General features: G+C 40.9%; 23 protein-coding genes. 2 read left to right on the top strand and 21 right to left on the bottom strand.

Annotation, left to right across the window (positions count from 1 at the left end; all coding sequences use genetic code 11):
- Positions 1-56: 56 nt before the first annotated feature.
- The 3 genes from LKD41_RS05380 to LKD41_RS05370 form a co-directional block, all read right to left on the bottom strand.
- Positions 57-422: a molecular chaperone gene (locus LKD41_RS05380; RefSeq protein ID WP_227700634.1), complete on the bottom strand. Its 366-nt coding sequence runs from the start codon at positions 420-422 to the stop codon at positions 57-59.
- Between the two features lie 82 nt (positions 423-504).
- Positions 505-1,764, bottom strand: a complete 1,260-nt coding sequence (locus tag LKD41_RS05375; RefSeq protein ID WP_227700633.1) for a glycosyltransferase family protein — start codon at positions 1,762-1,764, stop codon at positions 505-507.
- A 1-nt stretch (position 1,765) separates the two neighbouring features.
- Positions 1,766-3,343, bottom strand: coding sequence for a glycosyltransferase (locus tag LKD41_RS05370; RefSeq protein ID WP_227700632.1), 1,578 nt, complete (start codon positions 3,341-3,343; stop codon positions 1,766-1,768).
- A gap of 118 nt (positions 3,344-3,461) precedes the next feature.
- Here LKD41_RS05370 and LKD41_RS05365 point away from each other — a divergent pair, with 118 nt between their 5' ends.
- Together LKD41_RS05365 and LKD41_RS05360 are read left to right on the top strand one after the other, a co-directional pair.
- On the top strand, positions 3,462-4,628 hold the full coding sequence (locus LKD41_RS05365; protein ID WP_227700631.1) for a CgeB family protein: 1,167 nt from the start codon (positions 3,462-3,464) through the stop codon (positions 4,626-4,628).
- Between the two features lie 13 nt (positions 4,629-4,641).
- A complete protein-coding gene (locus LKD41_RS05360; RefSeq protein WP_227700630.1) occupies positions 4,642-5,811 on the top strand; it encodes a CgeB family protein in 1,170 nt (389 codons plus the stop codon).
- Here the strand turns inward: LKD41_RS05360 and LKD41_RS05355 are convergent.
- The 18 genes from LKD41_RS05355 to LKD41_RS05270 all read right to left on the bottom strand — a co-directional run bounded on the left by LKD41_RS05355 (position 5,795) and on the right by LKD41_RS05270 (position 23,426).
- Positions 5,795-7,627, bottom strand: a complete 1,833-nt coding sequence (locus tag LKD41_RS05355) for a motility associated factor glycosyltransferase family protein (RefSeq protein WP_227700629.1) — start codon at positions 7,625-7,627, stop codon at positions 5,795-5,797. The genes LKD41_RS05360 and LKD41_RS05355 overlap by 17 nt on opposite strands.
- 1 nt (position 7,628) lies before the next feature.
- Entirely contained in the window at positions 7,629-7,928 is a 300-nt protein-coding gene (locus tag LKD41_RS05350; protein WP_022242370.1) for a hypothetical protein, read from the bottom strand.
- A 259-nt stretch (positions 7,929-8,187) separates the two neighbouring features.
- Positions 8,188-9,015 (bottom strand): flagellin N-terminal helical domain-containing protein, encoded by an 828-nt coding sequence (locus LKD41_RS05345; RefSeq protein ID WP_022242369.1) that lies wholly within the window; start codon positions 9,013-9,015, stop codon positions 8,188-8,190.
- A 188-nt stretch (positions 9,016-9,203) separates the two neighbouring features.
- A complete protein-coding gene (gene flgN, locus LKD41_RS05340) occupies positions 9,204-9,689 on the bottom strand; it encodes a flagellar export chaperone FlgN (protein ID WP_227700628.1) in 486 nt (161 codons plus the stop codon).
- Entirely contained in the window at positions 9,673-10,050 is a 378-nt protein-coding gene (gene fliS / locus LKD41_RS05335; RefSeq protein WP_022242367.1) for a flagellar export chaperone FliS, read from the bottom strand. Before fliS ends, flgN begins: the two co-directional genes overlap by 17 nt.
- Positions 10,051-10,115: 65 nt before the next feature.
- The gene (fliD, locus tag LKD41_RS05330) at positions 10,116-12,428 is read right to left on the bottom strand and encodes a flagellar filament capping protein FliD (protein WP_227700627.1); all 2,313 of its coding nucleotides are present in this window, start codon (positions 12,426-12,428) and stop codon (positions 10,116-10,118) included.
- 12 nt (positions 12,429-12,440) lie between these two features.
- Positions 12,441-12,863 carry a flagellar protein FlaG gene (locus LKD41_RS05325; RefSeq protein ID WP_227700626.1) on the bottom strand — a complete coding sequence of 141 codons (423 nt, stop codon included), beginning with the start codon at positions 12,861-12,863 and terminating at the stop codon, positions 12,441-12,443.
- Between the two features lie 87 nt (positions 12,864-12,950).
- Entirely contained in the window at positions 12,951-13,166 is a 216-nt protein-coding gene (gene csrA, locus LKD41_RS05320; RefSeq protein WP_022242364.1) for a carbon storage regulator CsrA, read from the bottom strand.
- A gap of 1 nt (position 13,167) precedes the next feature.
- Complete coding sequence (gene fliW, locus LKD41_RS05315) at positions 13,168-13,629, bottom strand: flagellar assembly protein FliW (RefSeq protein WP_022242363.1); 462 nt, start codon at positions 13,627-13,629, stop codon at positions 13,168-13,170.
- A gap of 16 nt (positions 13,630-13,645) precedes the next feature.
- Complete coding sequence (locus tag LKD41_RS05310) at positions 13,646-15,157, bottom strand: flagellin N-terminal helical domain-containing protein (protein ID WP_022242362.1); 1,512 nt, start codon at positions 15,155-15,157, stop codon at positions 13,646-13,648.
- A 14-nt stretch (positions 15,158-15,171) separates the two neighbouring features.
- Positions 15,172-17,022, bottom strand: coding sequence for a flagellar hook-associated protein FlgK (flgK, locus tag LKD41_RS05305; RefSeq protein ID WP_227700625.1), 1,851 nt, complete (start codon positions 17,020-17,022; stop codon positions 15,172-15,174).
- A gap of 18 nt (positions 17,023-17,040) precedes the next feature.
- Positions 17,041-18,783: a flagellar hook-associated protein FlgK gene (gene flgK, locus LKD41_RS05300; RefSeq protein ID WP_227700624.1), complete on the bottom strand. Its 1,743-nt coding sequence runs from the start codon at positions 18,781-18,783 to the stop codon at positions 17,041-17,043.
- A gap of 17 nt (positions 18,784-18,800) precedes the next feature.
- Positions 18,801-19,313, bottom strand: a complete 513-nt coding sequence (locus LKD41_RS05295) for a flagellar protein FlgN (RefSeq protein ID WP_022242359.1) — start codon at positions 19,311-19,313, stop codon at positions 18,801-18,803.
- A 16-nt stretch (positions 19,314-19,329) separates the two neighbouring features.
- A complete protein-coding gene (gene flgM, locus LKD41_RS05290; protein WP_117841495.1) occupies positions 19,330-19,611 on the bottom strand; it encodes a flagellar biosynthesis anti-sigma factor FlgM in 282 nt (93 codons plus the stop codon).
- A 200-nt stretch (positions 19,612-19,811) separates the two neighbouring features.
- Positions 19,812-20,876 carry a polysaccharide pyruvyl transferase family protein gene (locus LKD41_RS05285; protein ID WP_022244115.1) on the bottom strand — a complete coding sequence of 355 codons (1,065 nt, stop codon included), beginning with the start codon at positions 20,874-20,876 and terminating at the stop codon, positions 19,812-19,814.
- Positions 20,877-20,912: 36 nt separating this feature from the next.
- Positions 20,913-21,650, bottom strand: a complete 738-nt coding sequence (locus tag LKD41_RS05280; RefSeq protein ID WP_022244116.1) for a DUF4190 domain-containing protein — start codon at positions 21,648-21,650, stop codon at positions 20,913-20,915.
- Positions 21,651-21,683: 33 nt separating this feature from the next.
- Entirely contained in the window at positions 21,684-21,914 is a 231-nt protein-coding gene (locus tag LKD41_RS05275; RefSeq protein ID WP_022244117.1) for a hypothetical protein, read from the bottom strand.
- A gap of 24 nt (positions 21,915-21,938) precedes the next feature.
- A complete protein-coding gene (locus LKD41_RS05270; protein ID WP_227700623.1) occupies positions 21,939-23,426 on the bottom strand; it encodes an AAA family ATPase in 1,488 nt (495 codons plus the stop codon).
- Between the last annotated feature and the right edge of the window lie 111 nt (positions 23,427-23,537).

The raw sequence follows: 23,537 nt of genomic DNA, 5'->3' as shown, positions 1-23,537 counted from the left end.
CGTTCTCTCCTGCTTTGCAACGAAAAACACTGATACCTTTCGATATCAGTAGTTTTTTAATTCATCTTAACTTTGGCTACTTCTTCCAGTTTTTCAAAGAATGGTATCATGTCCTTCTCAAAGACTTCTGCAAGCTTCTCATCATCTTTTTCCTGATATATTTTGCTGAAATTTACAAACAAAGCATTTGCTGCCTGCTTATCAATAAGCTGCCCTGTTTCATTGAGATAGTCCATTGTTCCATTTAAGACCTGAATTTCCCAGTTCATACCTTTGATAATGCTCAAAAGATATTCATCGGTATCCGGCTGACGATTTCCATGTAATTCTTCCATTACATTTCTCATAGATTTTAATAATTTCGGGCTGTACTCCGTCAATACTTTTAACGCTTCTTTTTCTTCTCTTCTATTATCTTCCATGATATTTTCACCCTGGCACATCCTGTGCCGCCTTTCTATAGAATGTATATCGGTTCATTCCTTCATTTTCACAAGAGTATTTTCACTTTTCACTGCATTTTCTTTCCTTGGCATCTATTTCATCAATAAATGCAAGAAGCTTTTTTGCGCTCTGCTCCCAGGTATAATTTTCCTTTGCTTTCCTGTAAGCATTCTCTGCAATCATCTGCAGGTTATCTCTTCCTGCCCCTTCCAGATAATCCGCAAGCAGTTCCTGAATCTTATAAAGTTCATTCAACCGGTACATGAGAATATCTTTCCCATCTGTAAACTGCTCTTTCAGATAAGTGCTTTCATCGGTAAGTACCACGCTATGCTGTAACATGCTGTTTGCAATCCGTTCCGTAAATCCATCCTTATGCCAGGCCATCACATTAAAAGATATAAGGCTTTTTTCCATGACTTCAAGGCTTTCTCTCATATCCACCGCTTCATGGATACGAAGATATGGTGAATCCCCAAACGGGCTCTTCTTCCAACTGTCCCCGAATACTTCCAGTGTAATGCCTGCTTCCAAAATTACCTTTACTGCTTTTTCCCGGTAATAGGACATGATGCAATAAATCATTGGCTTGACGCCATCTAATACTTCTAAAAATTCTTCATCCGATAGTACAATTCCATCTTTTCGTAAGGATTCTTCCAATGCTTTCTCCGCAGTCTCTTCCGGGTGCTGTTTCATCCGAAACAGAAAATGGGCTGCTATCTTTTTAATGATTCCCTGGCTATTTCTGATCAGTGGCAGATAACTCCGATAGTCCGTATAGGTGCCAATAAAGGATATCTGATATTCCTTTTTATCCTGCGCTCCCCTCAAATTCCGCTCTGCTTCCTGTTTTCCATTCTCTCCTGCTGCCTTCTCACAACCTCCCGGAAAGATAATGGAACTTCCTGCAATTCTCGGATAATACTTTTCTATAAATGCCGCATAATTTCTGTCATGGGTTACAATATAACAATGCTCCGGCATTCTGATATAATGATTCTTCATCCAGATTGGATGGTCAAACTGGAAATTTATTTTGGGTCCTTTTATCAAATCATGCAAATAAACGCCTGCCTTTGGAAGATAAATATCAAAAAGATAACTCTGAAAGCCAATTACCGCCTGATATGTTTTTCCTGCATAAGCTGCCAGAGCTGCTTCGCCGCTCTGCTTCACATCAAAATATTCTACCTCTTCTCCAAGCCTCTGCAACGCTTCTCCCAGTTGCTCTGCAAATGTATTTAAAATGTTATAGCAGATTGGTTCTCCCTTATAGATTAAAATTGTCCCTTTCGCTTCTTTTATTCTATGCTCCATGTTATCTCCCGTCCGGATGCTGTACCTGCTTTTCCTGCCTTATTGTATAAGTTTCCACAAATTCACATAACCTTCGATAGTTTTCTTTTTCATCTACTGCAAGAATTTCCTCTGCTTTTCTGCGGCATGCTTCCTTCTTCTTCTCCATGAATCCTTTATCTTCACAATATTGATGTACCAGATTTACCATCGACTCAATAGAATCACAGGTGAATACCTTGCCCACATTTACCTGCACATCGCAGTTGTCCAGTGTCACTACCGGAATTTCCTGTAAAATTGCATACATGGCTCCGGTACCGCCGCCCTGTCTTGGCGGGTTCAAAAACAAATCTCCTATGGTCATGGTTTTCTGTAATTCTTCGGTATATCCAAGGAAATAAAAACGCTCCCGATATGTTTCTGCTATCCTTTTTTCCAGTGCCTCGCAATTTCCAATGACCGCCAGTACTGCTTTTGGATTTTCCTCTAGCATCGTATAAATCGTCTTAAGAAAATCCTCTGTTACTTCCTGCACCAGCCGGTTTCCTACCAGTAAAATCACAAATTGGTCTTCTGCAATACCATATTTTTCTTTCTTCTCTTTTTCGGCAATCACTGTTTTTCCCACAATGGAATGTTTTACTTCCACAAACTGCTGGTACGGTTTCAGCCAGCTCTGATATCGTCTTTCTTCCGCAATGGTATAATCCGAAGCCAGTACGATAATCGGTGCATTGGTCACAGGAATTGTCTTAACACACCTTCTGGTCAATACGGTGGTAAACTGCCGGCATAAATCTGCCAATATTGTTTTATCACCGACTTCAAGCACCCACTCAGGTGCTTCCTGCCATATCATTTCCGCCGCATCATAAAGCTGTTCCGGATAATGTTCTTCTGTAAAGAGCAGGTTATATCCCTTTATCTCCTCTCCTTCTATCTCGCCCTGAAATGCTCCGGCTGTATTCATAAAATTATTCCACAGACACTGCTTATACCACAACGGTGCTGTATTCCGATTTGGCATATAGGTAACATATAATACCACTTCGTAACCCAGTTCCTTTAAATAACGGTTCATCTGCAATGTTATTTCCGTCGGTGCATGCTGTCTTCCGATAAACTGTTTTGTTATCAGAACAATTTTTTTATTCCGTTTTTCCCACGGCAGATAGGAAAATTCCTTTTTATTCCGCTGTCTGATTTCATCCATCAATGCAGTATAAGCGTCACTGCTTCTCTTATATTCTGCCTCTTCATCCTTTATCATTTCACTGGCAAAAATTGTCCGCTGCAACTGATTCATTAATTCCACTTTCTGCCATAAATTCAAAGAGTCATCTGCCGTTAATTCTCCCATATAAGGAATGATTTTTTCATCCCGAAGAACTGCCAGCAGGGATGACCAGATGTAAATCTGCAATGTTATCGGAAACTTTGCCAATGACTGTTCTATTACGCGCAGCATATTCTGCTGCATCGCTGCATCAAATTTCTGGTAGCTTTCCTTTAACTCCCGCAGCGTTCCTTCTTCATATTCCCCTGTTGCATCCAGCTGCCCCAGTCCTCTTTGTAAAATCCCAAAAAACTGTTCCATATATTTTCTTTTCGTCCTGCGACGATTTCTCCTTATTCTAACCTTGTTTCTTTCCACCGATTTCGTTACAATAGTTATAGTTATTATACTCTATATCCAAGGAAGAGGAAAGTTTATCATGAAAATACTATTCTACCGTTATGGAAGCATTTGCGAACCGGATATTATCGAAGCCATGAAGCATTTAGGGCATGAAGTATTCTGTATTAATCTTGAAATTACCGATAAAAATATTCCCACACAGACAGTCATCAAGCATGTTTCTGATACACTGTTATCATCTTCCTTCGACTGCATTTTCTCAATAAACTTTTATCCTGTTTTATCGGAAATCTGTAATATCATGAAGCTTCCTTATATCTGCTGGACCGTAGACAGTCCTGTCATGGAATTATATTCGGATTCCTATTCGAATGAATGGAACCGTATTTTTCTTTTTGATTCCATGCAATATCAGGACTTTGCGCCATATAACCCGGCTCATACCTTTTTCCTGCCGCTGGCAACCAATGTAAAACGTTGGGATTCCGTTCTTGCTGATTCCAATCCCGATTCTTATAAAAGTGATATTTCCTTTGTTGGATCGCTCTATACGGAAAAATGTCCTTATGATGCCATCAAGAATCCTTCCCCTTATCTCGAAGGATATCTGAATGGAATTATGGATGCACAGGAACAGATTTACGGTGCATTTCTTTTAAATGAATTGCTGCCGGATTCTATTGTCAAAGAATTTATTGACTGTATGCCGGATTATTATATTCCGCCGGAAAAAGCCAGACGGGTTGACCGGGATATCATTGCACAGCAGTACCTTGGCATGAAGGTAACTGCCAATGAGCGGAAGCACCTTTTGTCCCTTCTTGGCTCCCATTTTTCAGTAGACTTATACACCGGAAGTGATGCAGACGCTCTTCCTGTCCACAATCGTGGACGGGTTAAGACTTTAACAGAAATGCCTCAGGTCTTTGCCCACAGCAAAATTAATCTGAACATGACCTGCAAATCCATCCGGAACGGTATTCCCCTTCGTGTCTTTGATGTTCTTGGATGCGGTGGCTTCTTACTGACAAATTATCAGAATGATTTAAGTGAATGTTTTACCATTGGAGAAGATTTAGACATCTATACCAGTCCTGATGACCTTCTGTCTAAATGCGAATACTATCTTTCCCATGAAAAAGAACGGAAAGAAATTGCTGCAAACGGCTATCAAAAAGTATTAAATCATTATACTTATGAGAAGCAGCTTCAGAAAATGTTATCATCTGCGATTTCTCTTTAATGAAAGGAACTCTATGAAAATATTATTTCTTGATTCACCGGCTTTTGCCAAAAAAGATATGTTAGAAGCATTTCATAACTGCAACATTGAAACCGATTTATTTATGCACGAGGATTATAATGTCCGCAAAAGTGCTGCCTATGATGCGGCTTTTGATGCCGTTGTAGAAAATACTTCCTACGACTTTGTATTTTCCTTTAACTATTATCCGATTCTGGCCACCTGTGCCCATCGGCATAATCTCCGTTATGTTTCCTATGTTTATGACAGTCCGCTGGTGGCTTTGTATTCCTTTACGATTACTTATCCCACCAATTATATTTTTCTTTTCGATTATCCGATTTACGAAGAGTTAAAGCAGGGGGGCATTGACCGGGTATTCTATCTGCCGCTTGCTGCAAATGCAAAAAGACTTTCCACCATGCAGGCAGCAGATTCTATCCTTGATATAATCTCTTCCGAGATTTCTTTTGTCGGTTCGCTTTATAACGAAGACCACCTGCTTTATGACCGCCTATATCAGAAGCTTCCTGCCTTTACGAAGGGATACCTTGATGCAATTATCGCAGCCCAGCAGCATGTATATGGTGAATTTCTAATTCCAGGTTTATTAAATGATACCATCTTAAGTGATATGCAAAAATCCGTTCCATATGCGCCTAATGAAGACGGCATCGAAACACCGTGCTATATTTATGCCAACTATTTCCTTGCCAGGAAACTGGCAGAATTAGACCGCACTGCAATCCTAAAAAAGCTTTCCGCAGCGCATCAGGTGAAGCTTTATACCAACAATCCTACTCCGCAGCTTCCCAAAGTTGAAAATATGGGAGCCATTGACTATTATGAGATTATGCCTCTGGTTTTCCAACATTCAAATATTAATCTTAACATTACATTGCGCAGTATCCAAAAGGGCATTCCTCTGCGGGCATTCGATATTATGGGAAGCGGTGGTTTCCTGCTGACCAATTATCAGGAAGATTTTCTGAATTACTTTGTTCCGGGAGAAGATTTCATTTATTATTCTTCCTATGAGGAAGCAGAAACTTATGCCGACTATTATCTTTCCCACGAAAAAGAACGTCAGCAGATTGCTGCCAACGCCCTTGGTAAAATTTTAGAGACCCACACCTTTGAGCACCGGATTAAAACCATGTTATCTGTTATAGACGGTCAATAAATTTTTCATGTAAATCTGCTATGAGTCGGTCTACCGCAGATTCATAGCCCTTGTACCAGGCTTTTGCACGATTGCATAAGTCTGGTATTGTTAAATCTGCAGATAATACATCATCCCCAATGGAAAATTCTATTTCACTGTTATAATATAGTAACAAATCCTGCACCGGCTCTTTCTGGATTTCTTCATTGAGATTTCCAAATTCTGTCAGAAGTTTCTTCTGCTCCTCTACATTTCCATCTTTGGATGCCTGTTCTAACTGCTCTGCAACTTTCGTTGCTTTCTTAATATTTTCCTTTACTTCTTCCAGACGCTTCGGCTCTTCCTTTATCTCATTGATAATATCCTGCCGTTCTTCCTCTGAAAATGCCAACGGTACTTCCTGCAATAATTTTTCGAAATCAATTTCTTTCGTGCAGGAATCAATGACTTCTTTTAATGTCATCACTTTTGCGCCTTCTATTTTCGCGCCACCCTCTGTTGCATTGATTACCGTAATATCCTCCGGCAATTTTAAGATTTCATTTTCAATCCATTTCCGGTACATATCCATCTGATAATCCGTATCCAGCATGGTTCCGTCATTACCTTTTACCTGTACGATGACACGTTTCTTCTGGTGCTGCTCATTTTCTTTTTCATCCATCTTCAGACCGCTGTTATAGCTCTGTCCTCCGGTAAAAGCCAAATCCTGACCGATAAATACAATTTTCTTAAAGCCCAGTGCCTTTACCAGTGAAAATGCGCTGGTCGAAATAGAGCCTCCGGTTAAAATATCATCTAAGACATAGCCTTTCTTTTCTATTACAGCCTTTGCAAACATGTTACACGGAAATTCATCATAGAAATGTTTGCCGGTATGTCTCTTTACGATTTCTTCTCTGGATATTGCCTCAAATACAAACGGAAATGTGCTGATATCGATTCCTTCAAAAAAGCGGTCTGCAACTCTTGCGTCTACCGTCATTCCCAAATCCGGTGTAATTCCGGCATTTACTACTGCCCGGAGTGCTGCATCCACCACAAGAATCAATGCTTTTCCTTTCGCCCGCTTCAGTTCCTGCACATTTTTATTTAAGGATGGTCCTGCCGCCACAATAATTGCCGGTACATCACTCAAATCCTCCTCCGCAAGACATTCTTTCAGATAATGGGTATCTGTCTGCCAGAGATAATCATACATATTACTGAGAGCATGCGCCGCAAACTCATCCCGGAAATTATAGATGGTATTCCGATATATTTTCGTCTTATTCATGAAATATATCATAGTCTCTAACATATGTTTACATTCCTTCGGATAAATAGAATCATAATTTGGAAGAATGCCAAGGCGCATCATCCGGATATTGTTAAAGCTGATACCGGATTCTAAATAATCCTGCAGCATATTCTCTGACTCTACTATCAAATACACATTTTTCTTCTTTAAAAGTTCAGTATAATCAAAGGTCTCTAATGTTTTTTGGAAAATAGCAGCGGATGGTTCATATACAATAAGTGTCATGGTCTCATCCAGCGTCTGCGCCAATGCTTCTATACTTCTTCCGTCTCCAAATCCCAAAAGAAAGAACACACTGTAGGAGCCTTCTTTTTCAAACTGGCTGACATACTGCATGGATGCTTCCTTTGGATTATATTTACTATTTAACCGGTATTCCAATCCGCCCTTTGTCACAATCGGATAAAGCATTTCATCTTCCGCTGCTTCATAGCGTATCTCTACTGATTGCTCCGGCTGTGCCGTTTCCAGATATTCATGAAGTCTTACATGGTGTTCCCGGATTGCCTGCATATTCTTTTCGTATATCGTCATATTATATCTCCCATCCCATATATCTGCCATATTCATAGTTCAGGCAATCTGCCAGTTCCATGATCTGATGATTCTGATATGCATGAATCAGATGCTCCAATATGGTAACTGCCTGTTCCTGTATTGCTACGTCGGTTTCACCTTTTTCTGTATAATATGTAATTTGTTCTAACAGGCTATCCTTTATCTCCTGAATATGTGCACCAATCCATGGATAAGTTTCCTCCTGCTGGTTCTGATACAGCTTCCGGATTACTGCTTTCATTTCCTCTTGTAACTGACTATACTTTCCTGCTTCCACTTTAGAGTACCTCGTCTTATCTCTTTTCTTCTATTCTACATGATACTAATCTTTTCGTCACTAAGAAAATAATTATCACTACCCGTGTAACAAAGAATGTGACTTGGCACATTCTCGCACCTGCGACATCTAGCTTATACGCACCGTGCGCATCCTCGCGGAGCGTTTTTTTACTTTACAGGAAAGCAATTTCCTGTAAAGTAAAAAATAAAGCCGACCCTTTCGGGTCAGCTTTACTTTTATGGTTGAGTACTTATGATTACTGAAGTAAGGATAATACACCCTGAGTAGACTGATTAGCCTGTGCTAACATAGACTGACCTGCCTGAGCAAGGATGTTATTCTTGCTGTATGTAACCATTTCAGAAGCCATATCTGTATCACGGATACGGGATTCTGCTGACTGGGTATTCTCAGATGTGGTATCCAGGTTGGCAATTGTATGCTCCAGACGGTTCTGGATAGCACCCATTGCGGAACGCTGTTTAGAAACAACTTCGATTGCATCCTGAACTGATTTCATGTAAGAACCAGCTTTTGTAAATGTACTTACACTTAAAGTTGTCTTAAGACCAATCTTTGTTGCGCACATATTAGCAATTGAGAAGTCGATAGACTGTCCGGAAAGGGCACCTACCTGTAATTTCATCTGATTTGTTGCTCCAGAGAATGTACCATCTAACAGGTTCATTGTGTTGAACTGTGTAGTAGACTGGATACGGTTGATTTCAGATGTTAACTGATCCAACTCAGCACGGATAGCGCTTCTATCTACAGAAGTGTTAGTTCCGTTAGCTGCCTGTGTAGCAAGTTCGTTCATACGCTGTAAGATAGAATGTGTTTCATTTAATGCACCCTCAGCGGTCTGTACTAAAGATACACCATCCTGTGCGTTTGAAGAAGCTTTGTTAAGACCACGGATCTGGCTTCTCATTTTCTCAGAAATGGAAAGTCCTGCTGCGTCATCTGCTGCACGGTTGATTTTGTAACCGGAAGATAATTTCTCAGTTGATTTTGCCTGTGCGCTTGTTGTGATACCTAACTGTCTGTTTGTGTTTGCTGCCTGTAAATTGTGCTGTACTACCATAATTAATTCCTCCTTGAATTTAACGTCGCTTCCTTGCGACTACTTGTTTGTTGTTGCAGATATCTTATCGGCCGTACGCTCCTCAAATCCATCTGCTAAGTAACAATATCTTGTTTACTTGTTATATATATCGGACGGTTGTCTCAATACTTTATAGTAAATGGAAAAATTTTTTAAATTTTTCCAGTCTACTTCTTATTATCCAGAAACGTAGAATCCGGTGTTCCCATTTTCATCATATTTCTGTAATAGGAATTCACCGCCTGTCTGGATTTCTTTACTTCCTTAATCTGCTTCTTCACGGAAGTAAATTTCTGCTGCATCAATACCTGATTGCGTTTTTCCTGGCTCTGGATTGCAGTGCTCTTGTCCATGATTGCGGTAATATCCCGCTTCATCTGAGCAATGTCTTCCGAATATGCCCCTCGGTTCTCTGTCAAATCAGCTCGAACCCGGTCATAAATCTGACTGAATCCGTCATCTAACTTTGATAACTGCTCTACCAGATCTGCCTTACGGTTCAGATTTTCTTCCAGTTCATCCGGATCTAAATCCGGATTTTCCAGCATGTCCTTCTGCAATACATTTAATGCCATAATTGTATCCAGCAGTTCTATTTTTTTCGTAAGGCTCTGTTTTAAGATTTCAATATAGCTGTTATTTGCTGTGTGCAAGCTTCATTACCTCTTTCCAAGTATCACGCATGGTGCGAAGGTGTACCAGTACTTCCTCTAAAATTTCTTTATCTTTTTTCATGTTTGCCTCAACCAGACGTTCCTGTAAGTACTTATACACATTTTCAAAGTCCTTTGCAACCGGATACTTATGATTTAAGGTTGCCTGAAACTCTTCTATGATATTTTCTACTTTTACAATATTTGTATGGGCTTTCTGGATATTATTCTCCTCAATTCCCATGATTGCAATATTACAGAATTTGATGGCACCTTCATAAAGCATCAGTGTCAATTCTGCCGGAGAAGCAGTCATAATCTTACTGTTCTGATATGCTGCATATCCATTGTTCATTGTCATCGTGTTACCTCCATGTATTTTCACATTATCACCGGTCTATACCTGTGACTGACATTTATCGGCACTTATGAACCTAAGAGACCTGACAGTGAGGATGTAGACTGCTGTAATTTTGCCAGTGCAGTTTCCATCGCCGCAAATTTCTTATAATAAGAATCTTCCATCGAAGTAATCTTATCTTCCCACTTCTTAATGGTGGTAGTGTAATTGCTATACTCTTTTGCCATCTGCTTATCATTATAAACAGTCATTGCACTGCTCAGAGAATTAGAGCGCATCTTGGTATCAATCTCATTGTATACACCGGTAACAAGCTGCTGCATGAATGCCGTAACTGTATCCGGGTCTTCCTGTAACATCTGTTTTAACTTATTGGTCTTAGAAGAAACGGCTGAATCATCTGCATCACCATCAATATGATAAGCATTTTCCTCATTCTCATCTGCATTGAGATATCCCAGGGTTGAAATACCAAAGCTGGAAAGGCTGTAACTCTTGCCATTCACAGTATATCCCTTATACATGGCACTGGTCATGGAATTTAAAAGATTACCTAAACTGTCATCCCGGCGAAGCAATGCACTCTTTACCTTCTTCTCCCATTCCTCGACTTCAGAATCTGTCATGGCATCTTTTTCTTCCGTTGTCAACGGCTCATATCCTTTGGCAGAATCTGCGTTATAAAGAGAAGTCATCTCATTAATCAGGGAATTATATTCTTTTAAGAAATCTTTTATTTTCTTGTATACACCGTCTACGTCATTCTTTACCGTTACGTTAATCTCGCTACCTTCGGTGGAAGCCAGCGCCTCAATCTTCAGTCCGTTAATGCTGAAGGAGTTAGAGGATGACGTATATTTTGCATTATTTACATAAATCTCTGCATCCTGACCATCTATGCGGGTTGCATCCGTATTGTACTGTGTCTTGTCAGCTGCATTGGCAAGCTGTTTTACCGCATAGGAAATACGTGCCTCCAATGCAGCCTGATCTTCCCCGTTATCTAACAGGGCATATTTTTCAAGAACAGCCTTATTATCACTGATAATCTGATTCTGGGCAGTAATACTGTCCTGCTCTTTCGTAATCTTATCATTGTATGCATTGGTAAGTTCTTCTATGGATGCATATTCTGAATCTGCTGCCCCCTTATAAGCATGCTGAACACTGGTAATGAAATCATTCATATCCGCTTTTTCATCAGCTGTCAGGGTGTCATCAGCTGCCTGGGCGTCATACTTGTCTACTGCTGCCTTTGCCGCCGCAAATTCTGCAATGGTAACCTGTTTTACATCTTCTCCGGCATTTTCATCCTTCTTCTCAACAAGACCTGCTTTGGCTGCAAGGGCATTCAGGCGGTCTGTACCGGTTGCTTTTTTATCATCTGCGACTGTATCGTCTGCTACAATCAGCTTTCCTTCTGAATCTCTTTTAAAGTTTCCATCATCATCCAATTCATATGTTTTGGATAAATCAGCTTTGGACATAGCTGCCAGTTCATCCAAATCACGGATTTCTCCTGCATTATCAAGTCCCTTATATGCATTCATCATGGTCTCATAGGAAGATGCATAATTTACCTTTGTTGTATAACCGGAAATCTTAGAGCGCGACTGTGTAATGCTGTTATTGGCTGCTGAGATTGCATCCTTTGAATTCTGCAGATCCGCAAGAATCTGCGCTATATCCTGTCCATCATACGCTGCCCATGACTTATAATTCTCTGTATTGCTCTTGGAAGCTACCCTCAAGCCCAGTGCCTTTAATGCTGTGCTTCCATTGTCATCTACTCCTGACAGGCTGAAATCATTGGCTGCTCCTGTGCCGGATGCTGCTACATAGATTCTCTGGTTCGTAGCATCATAAGATGCTTTTACGCCTGCGTCATTTAATTTGGAAACAAAATTACTTACGGTTGTATCTGCTGTCACTTCAATAGTGCTGGTCTTTCCGGCAGATGTCACTTCAATCTTTCCACCGGCAAAGCTGTCATCACCCAATAACTCGCTAAGCTTGGTTGCTCCGGTTGTAGAAGCTGCTAACCGGCCGCCGGTAAGATAACCGGACTTTGCCACCTGATTAATCTTTAAGCTGTAGCTTCCGTTTACAGCAGTACCCTCTGCACTGACACTTGCCTTGGTAGTATCCGACACCGACGCCATCTTGGTCTTATACGCAGAACTGTACTTTAAGCTTGTCATGTTACTGTAAAGACTCTTTACCTTTTTATTTAATGTCTTCCATGCATCCTGCTTCCAGGAAAGCTTGGTCCGTGCTTTTACATATGTATTTTTCTTTACATTATATGCAGATACGAGCTGTGTAACAATCGACTCGGTATCCATTCCTGACGCTAATCCTGATACTCGAATTGCCATCTTAAGTACCTCCTATCTCTTCTCGTCTACCATCAGCCCTGCCATCTCCCAGAGCTTCTGTATCATGTCAAGTGTCTTCTCCGGCGGATATTCTTTAATCACTTTCTTGCTCTCTTTATCCACAATCTTAATGGTAACACGATTAGTTCCTTCGTGGATACCAAAGATTGCTTCTGTATGAGACTGGCTGCGATTGATGCTTTCCACCGCCTTCTTAACCTGTTCCGAGGAAGAGGCAGTTGCTTTTTCTTCTTCTGCTGGATTCTGACCCTGTGCTGCTGCATTTTCTAATACACTGGCATTTTCCTGCTGCATTTCATCTGCACTTGTCTGTAATCCTTCTGTTGTTACTGCGGAACTTTCTCTTATTGTTCCCTGAACCGGAGAACTTCCCTGATACACCGATCCACTGTTTCTGATTGATTCAATTGACATTGCTTACACCTCCATGTGCTTCTTGTCATTTCCGTTTACCATTGTTCTAACTCTTATATCGGTAGAACCCGTAAATTTATTTAGCGGTTACAGTAAATTTTTCAAAGCTTCTAACCCATCGGCTTTAAGAGAAGCTTCATTCTCCTTCTGAATCTGTAAATATACTTCTTTCCGGTATACCGGCACATTCTTCGGTGCTGAGATGCCGATTTTAATCTGGTCTCCTCTGATCTCCAGTACTGTTATCTCAATATTGTTATTGACAACAAGGGATTCTCCCTTTTTTCTTGTTAATGCCAGCATCTTATTCACCTGCCTTCTTCTTTGCTTCTTCTAAAATTTCATAAATTCTGTATCTTACCGGCAGGTCATCCTCTACGATTATCTGACTCGCTTTTCTTGTGTCTGTATTAATTACAATCGGTGCTTTTAAGTTCACTGCAAGTTCTTTGATATTCTGCGGCACGGTAACTGTTACCAGTACATAAAGGTTATCCTCTTTTATGGTTCCAAGATTCTTTAACAATTCCTCTTCCACACTTGGATTATATGTTTCACAAACGAACAGCGGATCCATTACCGGAAATGCTATCTCTGGCTCGTCCATGGACTGTAACCAGGAAATGGATGGTCTGCCCTCTTTTTCTTCATCGAAGATTAAGGTAAACTTCTTCATATCCGGAAATCCAATGATTCCGTCCTCAAATGTTATGATTTTGCTTTCGTCAATTTCTATTTCCCCAAACAATCTTGTTGCTGCTTTCATGCCAGTTTCTCCTTTCTTACAGATAATCCAGTAAAGTCTGTCTTTCTAATTTAGCGGCCGCCTGTAAAGATGCCTGATATGCAGTATAGGAAGAAGTATAGTCAATGATAATCTCTGATAAATCCTTATCCTCATTGTCTGATTTTAACGCCTCTACCGTCTGCTGCTGATTAGACATGCGGTTCTTTGTAATATCAAGCTGCTGTCCCTTGCTTCCCACATCCGTGATTGCAAGGTTTACATCTGACATATAGCCTTCGAATTTCGTCAATCCCCTGTTAAATACTGTCTGCAGCTGATGGTCTGCATAATCTGCCTGTTTCTGGGCAGCAGCCAGACAGCTTTCTAAATATTCCTGGTCGTCCTTTGAGGAATACTGGCTTAAGCCTTTCATTTCCTTAATGTTATCCACTACACTATGTGCGTCAATCGCTGACTGCACAATGGAAGTAAGATTATCTAAATCTCTTGCGATATCAGAATTGAACACTGTGCTTGCCTGTGTATTTACCACCAGTGTCTGATTCGATGCAATGGTATATTCAATATCCTGCCGGACTCTCTTTCCGTTTTCAAAATTAGTATATTGGATTGGATTAGCTGCATCTGTATTATTGGTACAGTCAAAATAATTCTCCGGTCGTAATTCTCCTTTGGAAAATCCGGTCTTATCATAATTTACAGAAACCGTTGCTCCGAATGATTTCAGATTTGATGCCAGCGTTTTTCCCATCAGGAATTCACCGGTGTCTTTATTAAATACGATGTCATTATCTGCTATTGCATAAGAAGACGCTTCTAAATCACTGGTGGTAACAGTGGTAACATTCAGCTCTTTCGTGGTCATCTGTCCGGTTGCTGTGTCTTTATAACTGTAACTGATTTTTCCACCAGTAATATCGGTAATATTGTCATAGGAAAGGCGCAATCTGTGCAGTGTAGTATTCTCCGGTGTACCCGGTGCTGTCTTTGCAGCTACGTCTGCAGCTGTCGGGGTCTTAACATTTCCATAGGAATAATTATATTCTTCGATTTTATCTGCGGATAAATACTCGCTGATATTATAAGCCTCTTTGCTGTCTGCCTGGAATGTCAAGGTTGAATTCGTCTTATAACCGGTAAATACCGTTCTTCCCGCATAATCTGCATCACCTTCAGAATAAATCTGGTCACTTAAGGACTGTAACTGTTTTAAAATAGTCTTACGGTTTTCTTCCGTCAGCGTTCCATTGGCTCCTGCATCACACTGGGTGTGAATGGTAGTCAGCAGCTTTTTCATGTTAGTAAGAGAGGTTTCGGTAACATCTAACCACGCCTCTGCATCCGGAATATTTTTTTCATAATACTGATTAATCTGGCTTAAACTGCTGCGCAGCCGAAGTGCACGGATAGCAATAACCGGGTCATCGGATGGCTTGCTGATTTTCTTCTGTGAAGTCATCTGATTATTCAATGTATTCACATTGGTCTTGTTTCCATTGATATTTATTTTGGTATTGCTCATGATCATGTTATTGGTTACTCTCATTCTAACAAACCTCCTTATACTCCGGTCTCTAAGATTAATCTGTCATACATCTCTGCCATAACAGAAACCATCTTGGATGCCAGATTGTATGCATTCTGGAATTTTACTAAGTCCAGTGCTTCTTCATCTTCATCTACACCGGATACAGACTGTCTCTGCATATCGATAGTCGACTCTATATTGGAATAATTCTTGCTGAAAAGCTCCGCTTCTTCTGTATCTACAGAAATATCCGAAAGCAGACACTGTAAGAAATCATCCGCCCCCGTTCCACGGTAAAGCTTGGTATCACTCTCTAATTTCTTCAATCTATCCAGCAATGTATATTTATCCACACCATCGGTGTACTCTGACCTGGTTACTGCTGCAAATCTTCCCGGGTCTGTTATGGACTCTGAATTTACAGCAAAGTTTAATGCTGTCAGCTGATAATAGGTATTGGAACCGGAGGATATCTGCGTATCTGTAAAATCATATTCTCCGCCTAAAGCTCTCTTTCCTACAAAGAAGCTTCCCATTTCTTTTCCATTTAAATCTACTGCCGGATCAGCTGCGTCTCCGCGTTCAATATCATTAAATGCTTTGGTAAAGCTCCTTAAGAACTGGTTCATCTGGGACATATAGTACGGGATTCCCATGGCATCCACACTCTTTCCAATGCTGACACTTTCTCCTAAGAACTTGCTTCTCTGGGATGCATTTAACTCCTGTTTTAATGTAAAAGTATAACTTCCATCTGCATTCATGGTAAAATCGGAATAAAGGTAATCATTGTTTAATACGGTTATGATTCCCTGTTCTGCAATGGATAATTTCTCTACATCCGTCATAGATGGATTCTTTACGGTAATCTGTGTTACGGTTCTTCCATCTACCACAGTATTCTGGATACTTCCGGCTTCTGTTCCTATTTTACCGGTAAAGTTCTCTGCATTATTTCCATCCCGCATTTCAAACAAAGCTCTTAAGCTTCCACCCATAGATGCACTGGCTGCATTGAATTTAACTCCAGTATCTGACCAGGTCAGGTCATATAATCCATCGATATCAGTCTGGTTAATCTTCTGCTCTCTCGCTTCATAAGAGAGGGTACGGTAATCGTATCCGTCCACCATGGTCTGTCCATTGATTTTCACGGTGTATTTATTAATTCCAAGATCCATATCCGGATAGTTACTGTTGGTAATCGGCACTTCTGATATTTCAACCGGAACAATTGCGGAAAGTTCATCCACCAAAAGTGCTCTCTTATCTCTCAGCTCATTGGCATGTCCACCATTGATTTCCACCTGATTAATCTGCTTATTAATCAATGCAATTTTCTCTGCAATGGAGTTTACATTATCTACAGTAGACTTAATCTCATTGTTTAAGGTTCCCTGTAATTCCTGAAGGTTCGTAGCAACTCCGTTAAAATAGGTAGCAAGACTCTGGGCGCTTCCGATAAACTGCTTTCTTACATTCTCATCAAAGTTCGTATGCTGTGTGGTATCCAGATTATTAAACATGGTTTTTAATAATGTGGAAAAACCCTTTTCCGTATCATCATCTGTAAAATATGTCTGAATCTGTTCCATATAGTAAAGACGTTTCTGATACAATCCAAGGTTTCCATTATTATTCCAGTATTTCGTGTCATAATAGCTGTCCCGGAGTTGTGTGACAGAAACCGCATTTACTCCGGTTCCGGTGGTTCCGTATTTTGCATTGACACGCATTCCCTCACCGGCTTCTTTATTCGTTACCTGTTTACTGTAACCCTTGGTCTGTACATTGGATACGTTATTGGCAGCAGTATTTACAGATGCCTGAAATGCATTTAATGCAGATGCTGCTATATTTAATCCAAAAAATTGTGACGGCATATTCCCACCTCTTCTATATTACAATCCGTTAATTAATGTCTCTATCATGTCACTTACCACATTCATAAAACGGCTGGCTGCATTGTAAGCATTCTGGAACTGAATCATACTGGTCAGTTCCTCGTCAGAAGAAACTCCGATTACCTGCTGACGCTTATTATCAACGGTATTTACCGTGTTATTCAGTGTCTCTGACATGGTATTGTAAACAGAACCTGCTGTTCCTGTTTCACCAATCATCTGTGCATAATATTCCATAAAGGTACATTTACTGGTAGCATTCGGATTCAAAGAAATCTCACTCTTCTTCCACATCTCTGTAAATGCGGTACCAAGCTGCTGCGCTACCTGTTTATTATTACTATCCTGTGTCAGATGCGGGATGTAAGATGGCTGGCTGATAATTTCATCATTTACCTTAAGGCTGGACAAGGTATACATTTTAGAAATATCTGTTGCACTTTCCTCATTGTATACATAGTATGTCCTGGTATTTCCAGCCGCATCCGTTACATTCACCTCTGTATAGCGATCCGTTCCTACCCTGGAAAATAGCTCCTGTGGCGGAAGCTTTCCATCACTTCCTACTGCGCAGTTATCTGTATCTAAAACTTTCATCCCCTGTGTAATGGTAAACGCATTTCCATCTGCTGTTGTTCCGGTTAAATCTGTGCCGGCATATTTTACATTCGGACAGAAGATATCATTGATTGCTGTAACCAGTTTATGTACCAGCTGGTCTAATTCTGCTTCTGTAGAAAGCATTACAGACATTCCTGCATCATCATTATATTCCTGACGGGATTTTCCTTCTATATCACGGTAATCTGCCACATAATTTCCGCGCTGCATTACCAGTGCCTTCAATTCTCCGATGTCGGTGTTATAAGCAGATGAAATATCTACATTAAAGTTAAATACATTGGCTGTCTGTCCACGATTCGTATCTGACATCTGCGGCCAGTATGGTGTAATATAACCGGTCTCGTCATCTACGCTTTTTCCCATCTCATATACCTGGGCACGATTTACGAAATCAACACCTTCTATTGAAACAAATACAGTTCCATCGTATTTCTCATCATAGTCGATATGAACCAGACCTGCCAGTTCGTCCAGTGCGTTATCCCGCTGGTCTCTTAATTCCATTGCAGTCTCGACTCCACCAGCCTCGATTTTTACAATGTTTTCGTTTAAATCATAGATTTTCTTTCCCAGTTCATTAATCCGGTCAATATCTTTGGAAATTTTTGTATTTAAATTATTCTGATATTTCTGTAAACTTGTGTAAACGGCTTTCGCCCGGCTGATAAACAGACTCGATTTCTGCATTACAAGTTTCTGGTTTACCGAATCAGACGGATCTTTGGAGAACTCTTCAAATGCAGTATATAAAGACGAGATACTATCCTGGAATGCTTCTCCCTCCAGCTCCTGAAAATAAGTATAAATTTCATTTGTTGCAGAGTAGCATGCGGAATAAAAAGACTGTCTTCCAGTCTCTGTACGATATGATTTATCTAAAAATATATCTCTTGAATGAATGACATCTGCAATACTTACACCAAGTCCGGACTGCTGATTACTGATTGCTGCATTTTTATCAAATGTATTGTAATGGCGGTCCGCCTGAATGACCTGCTGGCGCACATATCCGGTTGTGTCAACATTCGCAAGGTTATTTGCTGTCGTATTCAAGGCATTCTGGCTTGTCCGAAGTCCAGAAGAACCAATATATAAACTTCCCATTCCATTTGCCATGGTACTTTTCCTCCTGCCTACTGTTTCGTGTCAAAAGCGCTGCTTCCTAACAAATCTCCGGTATTGTATGCAGATTTGTTATAATTTGCCGTTTCCGGTGCCTGTCGCAGGCTCTTAAACAAGGTCAGGTCAAACTCCACCATCTCTAAGGACTGTTTTATCAGTGCCTGATTCTGTGTGTTTAGCTGTGCCATTTCCTTTAACGTCCTGTGAAGTTTATCCCGAAGTGAAATAAGGCGGCTTTGTTCTTTTGGCTGTGATTCCAGTATCTGTATCATGGTCTCAATGGTAAAATCATCCTTTGATTTACCCAGTACATCTGCCATATCCTGTAAGATAGTTCTGCGGCGCACTTCATATCCATGAAGCACATCTGTCATTTCCTGCTCCATTGCAGTAATTTCTTCCAACCTCTTTACATTTCCGGCAACCAGTACATCTGTCTTCTCTTTTGAAAGAACAATCAACTCCTGATATTGTTTATCTTCCTGCAGAAGTACATCTGCCAAATCCTCCATCAAACTAGCCACGGCTTATCCTCACTTCTTACTTCTTCATTTCGTTATATTTTGCCAGTAACATACTTGCAAAATCTCCGGAATCCACATCATATTTTCCTGACTGGACACTTGTTTTCAGTTCTGCTACTTTATCTTCCCTGATATCCGAAGCTTCTGCGACTGCCTGTTTTGCGATCTGGTAATCTCTTCCCAACTGGGAAATCTGCACTTCATCCCTGCCTGTGCTTACACCATATGGCTGCTGTACTTTACCAGTCTTACTTGTTTTATATATGGATGCGATCTGGTTATAAGCTTCTATACGCATAACGGCATCTCCTTTCTTCCTTGAAATGATTCGCATTTCTGTTGTCTAATCTATTTATCGGACGTTTTTTTGGAAAACTTAGTGCAATTTTAAGAAAATATTTTTTCCTCCTGTTACCGGTCTGTAGTGCCTGCAGCAGCTTCTTGCGTAAAATAGCCCCGGCATCACCGACACCGGGGTTATCTCTTTTATTTTCATTCTTATATAATATCCTTAATGGATAAAATGTGACGTTTCATATTTTCAAAATACTGATTCATCATGCGATATGCATTTTCCATGCTGCAATAATGATTCTCTGCAAGATTAAGAAGTGCATCCTCCACCTGGTAAATTATCTTATCATTGATATGGTACTGTAATGCTCCTTTTTCTACCTGAAGATACTTTGTCTTAATCTCAGGCAGTCCCAATGTTTCATTGAGGCTGCTTCCTCTTGCATCTTCTTCCAGTAATATGGAGAGGTTTCTTCTGGAAAGGTTATAGATATGAGCATGTACCCGAAATCCGATATGCAAATCGCAGTCATCATATACTTTAAATCCTTCATCACTGCCTGATATATCCATAAAATGCACATTCAGTTCCTTCATAATTGGTTCTATTCCAAGCCTTGCATCCGGGAAGCCTCTATGGCAGACAAAGTATATTTCACAGTTTCCAAAGAATCTTCTTACAAACTGGGTCAATTCTACTGCCAGACCCCAATTCGCCATGTTTCCGCAATCCGAAATACAGATTTTTCTACAGGATGTCAGCCCTTTTCCGGTATATCTTGTAATTCCAATATGTTCCAAATCATACCATGCCGGACAACCTGTCATCGCTATATTATCGTAACCATTGTTGCGCAATACATTCACGGTTGCAATATCCCTGCATCCCATCTTCAGGCCTTTTTCCGTTGCTTTCTGAAACAGTGCCCTCATAGGTTCTTCAAATTGATAACTATACTGGCTGACCACATCTGAATTGTGTTCCCACCATCCCATGCCAAGGAGCATAACTGGGATTTTAATTTTATTTAAATCATCTGTAACTGGTGCCATCCTTGGATAAAATCCATTACAATATCCAGGTCCACCGGCAAACACTAAAATATCGCAGGCATTTATTTCTGGAAGTTTTTCTTCCAGACTCTGATTTCGATAATATTCCACGATTTCACTGTCTGGATAAAAATATTTCAGTAATGAAATTGCCCGGTTCTTTATCAAAAAATCGCCGGCATTAATAATTGCTCCGTGTAATACAGCTATTTTCATCTCCGTCACCTCTCTTCTTTTATTTTACGTTTCCTTTTAATAGTATCTGTAACTTCTCACCGGATGGCTTGCGGTATACACGATTGACAGGATTAAAAGCAGTACACTGATTCCCGCCAGCACAATGGTTGCAATTGCAAGTCCTTTTTTCTTCGTCTGTAAGCCCTGGAATCCACACCAGAATTCCAGCACAATTATAATTGCTCCGTATGTAATACCAAAGAAGGATAACAGCAGTCCCACCAAGCTGATTACAAAACCTGCAATCGTCCAGTTCTCCCTTGTCTTTCTGGATTTCTCCACAAACTGATTGGCACTGTTCTGTGGCGGGATATACCCCTGCTGTGGTGGCATGCCCTGCTGCATCGGTGCTCCCTGCTGCATTGGCATTCCCTGCTGCATCGGTCCTCCCTGCTGCATTGGCATTCCCTGTTGTGGTGTCATACCCATCATATCAATGCGATGCAGTTCTACAAACAGCGGTTCTAAATCATCCCGGAAAGATTTCTTTGGAACGGCACCTACAAAGCCTTCCAGCCCTCTTGGTTTCTCAAAAGTTCCCATATATGCCAGCACAATCACTTCTGTTCCATGAATGTAATATTCTATAGAACGTTTTCCCTTTATCCACGGGTCATTGAAGAAATAATAATTGGCATTTGGCTTTGGTATCTGTACATACTGGTTGGCTGCCAGATAATTCTGAATCACCTGGTTAATCACTTCCGGTGCCGCATGCACGCTAAATCTGTATTCTGTTTTTTCTTTGCTCATTTTTCCTTCTCCTTTATATTATGTAAACCACCTTTATTCCATCGGGCATCCCCGGCGTTCCGGTCCTTCCATGCCGCTTACATACCGGGCATTGAATTCCATATTAATCTCCCGGAGTTCCTTCTCTCCATCAATGTATGCCTGATACATTTCCACGATTCCGGCACTGCATCCATCGCAGGTTGCAGAAATATTTCCCAAGGATTCTGCAACAATTGCCTCACGTTCTTCTTTTGTTGTATCTTTGATTAAATATCCGCTCATCCTTATTCTCCTTACCAATCACTTTTACGCAAACAGCTTCTTCACATTTTCAGCATCAAAGGTTACGGATGGCACATGGTCTACTTCGATCTGATAAAGGGCATTGGCTGCCAAATGTTCTGCTGCCTGCTCTAAATCACGGATACCGGAAGTATGCTTAAACTGCTCTACGATTGCATCCAGTCCATCCTCTGTTACAACACATTCACCCTGATGCAGGCCGATTCGTTTTAATACCTTCGGGAGTGCAAACCGGGAGAAGATAATCTTCTTTTCTTCTGATGTATAATCCGGGATATCAATTACTGCAAAACGGGATAAAATCGGTGCACTGATATCGGCTTTATTGTTAGCAGTAGCAATCGGATAAACTCCCACGGTCGGAACCATACATTCCATATAGTTGTCGGTAAATCCAAGGTTATCTAACAAGGTTAACAACACATCTGCCGGGTTTCCATTTCCCTTGCCGGATGCTGCTTTATCCAACTCATTGATAATAAATACCAGATTGGATTCTCCTGCCATAGAAAATGCTTCCATGATAATTCCAGGCTTTGCATTGGCATAGATACGGGAGCTTCCGGTCAGCTGCTCCGGGTCATTGATGGAACTCATATCCAGTGTTGTCCAAGGCAGCTTCAAGATTCTTGCTACCGCATAGGCTATCTGGGATTTCCCGGTTCCCGCCGGTCCCACCAGAAGCAGTCCATATGCCGGCAGGGTATGGGTTCTGTTAATCTGAATGATGGTTTCCATGATACGCTGTTTTACTTTCTCCATGCCATATAACTCTTCATCGAGAATCTTTCTTGCTTCTACCGGATCAATTGCCTCAAAATAATTGCTCTTCCACTGGATATTCATCATAATAGACAATGCTCTCTGGGCATGACGGCGTTCCTCCGGTGATACCTCATGGGAGCGTGCTACTGCAAGGTTTCTTCTCGCCCAGAGGCGGATATTATCCGGCATGGTTCTGCCGGCACAGGTCATAAAATCGGAAATGCTCTGTAAGCTGGTCAGCTTCATATCATCTCCATTTTCATCCTCTTCTTCCTCGTCCATTTCCTCTGTCGGTGCACTGCTGGCAAGAAGTCTCTCTATCATAAACTGTAAAAATCCATCCTCTGCCGACAATTTGGTTCCTGCACCAAAGGTTGTCTCCCGAATCTTGTATACAGCATACCCGTCTTCCCGGTTTTCTCCGGAAAGGCGCACACTGATATGATTTTCTCCCAGCCATTTAATCAGGCTGACGAAACGTGCATCTACTTTTAAAATATCTGCGCTGTAAGTCTCGCTTTCTTCCTTAAATTCAAAAGCAGTCTGCTGGCTCTGGTTTGCAAACACACCACCGGAATGATGTTTCCAATGACGGCTCTTATTGTCCAGTATAAGAATCGGCTCCTCCGCTGTCTTCTCCTTCTCGTTGGACTGAAACGTTGTATAAGTGCATATGGACTCTGTCTTTTTCCCGCCCGGTGCATTACTAAAGTCAAAAACTGGCATTTTTCTCTCTCCTGTATTTTTCATTTGTCCTCTTAAACTGATAAAAAGACCTTTTCTCTCAGAATACCACAAGGGTTCTGAAAAGAAAAGGTCTTGCTGTTTTGTTTTATT

This window comes from Roseburia sp. CLA-AA-H209 (assembly GCF_020687575.1).
Lineage (GTDB): Bacteria > Bacillota > Clostridia > Lachnospirales > Lachnospiraceae > Roseburia_C > Roseburia_C amylophila.
The sequence above is the reverse complement of the archived record's forward strand: the minus strand, read 5'-3'. Positions and strand labels throughout refer to the sequence as shown.